Raw genomic sequence first — 2,804 nt, forward strand, 5'->3', positions numbered from 1 at the left:
CCGCTACGACCGCCCAGATGGGCACATCAAACCGCCCGAACGAACTCAGATCTGGATAAAACTTGGGGGCAAGGTCAGTCTCGCTCACCGGCTGACCTGGATCGGGCCGGCGTCGGAGATGCGCGAGGCGCCGGTGCCGCGGCTGGTCATCATCTGGTCGACGCGGTCGCGCTCCTTCTCGAAGTTGGCCATGATCGGGCCCTCGAGCGACCGGCCCCGCGGCAGCTTCACGCGCATCGGGTCGACGAAGCGGCCGTTGACCAGGATCTCATAGTGGACGTGCGGGCCGGTCGACATGCCGGTCGAGCCGACGAAACCGATGACCTGGCCCTGGCGCACGCGCTTGCCGGGCTCCATGCCCTTGGCAAACGCCGACATGTGGCCGTAGGCGGTCTCGTATCCGTTGTTGTGCTTGATGCGGATATATTTGCCGTAGCCGCCTTCCTGGCCGACCTTCTCGAGCACGCCGTTGCCGGAGGCGAAAATGGGGGTGCCGTAGGCGGTGGCCCAGTCGACGCCGGTGTGCATCTTCACGAAGCCGAGAATCGGATGGCGGCGGCCGCCAAAGCCGGAGCGCATGATCGCGTTGTTGACCGGCTTGCGCACCAGGAACTTCTTCGCGCTCTTGCCGGTCTCGTCGTAATAGTCGACGACACTGTCGTCGGGGGTCTGGAACCGGTAGTATTTCTTGGTCTCGCCGCCGACCGTCAGCGAAGTGAACAGCACCTCGGTCTTGTCGTTGTTGCCAGGCTTGTCGTCGTCGTCGCCGGCATAGAAGACGTCGAACGAATCCCCAGGCTGCACCTTGCGCTGGAAATCGACGTCGTAGGAGTAGATGCGGATCATGTCCTCGATGACCGGCGCGGGCACCTTGTTGCGCATCGCCGTCTCGTAGATGCTCTGATAGAGGCGGACACCGGTGCCGTCATCCTCCTCGTCATTGGTGTTGTCGGCGGTCTCGGTGACCGTGTTCATGCTCTGCGCGTCCACGGCGACGTATCGTCCGAGGTCCGACAGCGCGGCCACCGCCTCGATCATGGTGTCGTTGGCGACGATGACCCGGAACGGCTGTAGCCGGGCGCCGGGGGCAGGGCTGGATGGCGCCATCAGGATGCGCAGTTTCTCGCCTTCCTTCAGGCCGCCGTCACGGCCGCGCGGGCCGAGCTGGGCGGCGATCGCCTTGGCTTCGTCGGGCGTCGCGCCCTGGTCGCGCAGGATCGAGGCGACGGTATCGCCCTTCTTGACCAGGTGGACGCGCTCGCCGAGTGGATTGCCGCCGGTGATCTGGTCCTTGGTCTTGGGGAGCAAGGTGACATTTTCCGGCACCACCCGGGTCTCGAAGCCGGCGTAAGGATCGGGCAAGGTGCCGTCATTGGCATAGGACAGTTTCAGGTCGCCGCCTTGGACGGCCTGCGCGCCGGCCGCGTCGGCGGCGGCATTGGCAAGCGAGGCGTAGCGTACGCCGCCATTGTTGCCGCGCCAGTTCGCCGCATCACGGACCCGCATGACGATTTCGTCGAGCGCCACCGAGGTTGCGATCTTCGCCTTGGGGAGCACGGCGGCGAGATCCTTGGTCACGAACGAGACCTCGGCGTCGGGCTCGACGGCCTCGGGATTGTTCGGATCCTCGCCGGACCCTGTCTTGTCGTTGTCGGTGTCGCTCAGCAGGCGCTGGGCGTTGAACGGCGGGATCTTGGCGGAAAGATCGCTCGTCGTCATCGACAGGTTGCCCGAGATCCGGACATAGGGACGGACCCGGATGAGCTCGCGCGATCCCGCGCGGGTCACGGTCGAGATGCGCACCACATTGCGGGCCGCGGCCGCTTCGCTCGGCGGCGGCAGGCGGTCGCTCTTGCGCAGGGTGGCGACGCGGTCATTGGCACCGAAGGCGCCGCGCAGCGCGCTCTCCATCCGCTCCGGCATGCGCGCGAAGGTCATTTCGCCGTCGAGCGAGGCGAAAACGGCGCCGCCGATGAGGGCTGCGCCGCATAGACCCGTCAGAATCGTACCAGAGAACCATTGTACGGAAACGCGGCGGCGGTCGATCACCGCGGCCTCGGAGCCATCGACCGATAGCGGCGGCTCATGACCGAGATCGATCATGCCGACCTCGCGTCCATACCCCCCGCGTGACGTCCGATGGTTCAACCTTCGTCCCCCAAATTCAAAGTCAGCACCGAGATCACTCAGCTGCCGGTTGGCTTAACGTCCAAGACAAACGGCTCGGAATGATGGCGCGCTTCTGACGGTTCGAGACTCTCTGGCTGGAAAGCCGGAATCCGCAAACCGCTATTGTTCTTCAGGATCTCTCGATGTCGTCTCGGCCGTATCAGGCGAAGGGCTCGCCACTTCCTTGATCTGGATCATCCTTGAATCGATGGCAGTCCCCGCTGGACCCAAATCAACCCAGGTCGATGCTTAACAAATCGTCGCAGGATTGTGGCCCAAGTGGGGCACGAAGTCCGCAAGAAGTCGGGGTTCTCCTGCTGTCCGGAAAAAAATGATTCGATGCGACGATTTGTTGACATTGGGCGTTGACACCCCGATCGGCCCCCCCTATAAACCCGATCACTGAGCGCGGCGCCGCTTCGGGACACACCGAGGCGAGCATTCGCGCCAATATTGCTCCTCACTTCTGTTGAGTGATGCACAACCGGTAAAACCCGGTTGCTCATCGACGTCGGAAGATGTTGGGCGCCCCTCCATCCGAGGGTGGGACCGAGGTCCCGGGCTGTTTGACAAGTGAAGATGAAGAAAGAGAAACGTGGACGGCGGAGTCCTTGCGGGTCTCGGGATTGAGGGCT

Annotated in this window: 1 protein-coding gene; it reads right to left on the reverse strand. The window is 63.8% G+C overall.

Annotated features, from left to right (window positions below; translation table 11 throughout):
• Window positions 1-84 precede the first annotated feature (84 nt).
• Complete coding sequence (locus tag ACQR1E_RS33980) at window positions 85-2,148, reverse strand: M23 family metallopeptidase (protein ID WP_315718088.1); 2,064 nt, start codon at window positions 2,146-2,148, stop codon at window positions 85-87.
• Window positions 2,149-2,804 lie beyond the last annotated feature (656 nt).

It is taken from the genome of Bradyrhizobium sp. HKCCYLRH1030, assembly GCF_051168395.1.
Lineage (GTDB): Bacteria > Pseudomonadota > Alphaproteobacteria > Rhizobiales > Xanthobacteraceae > Bradyrhizobium.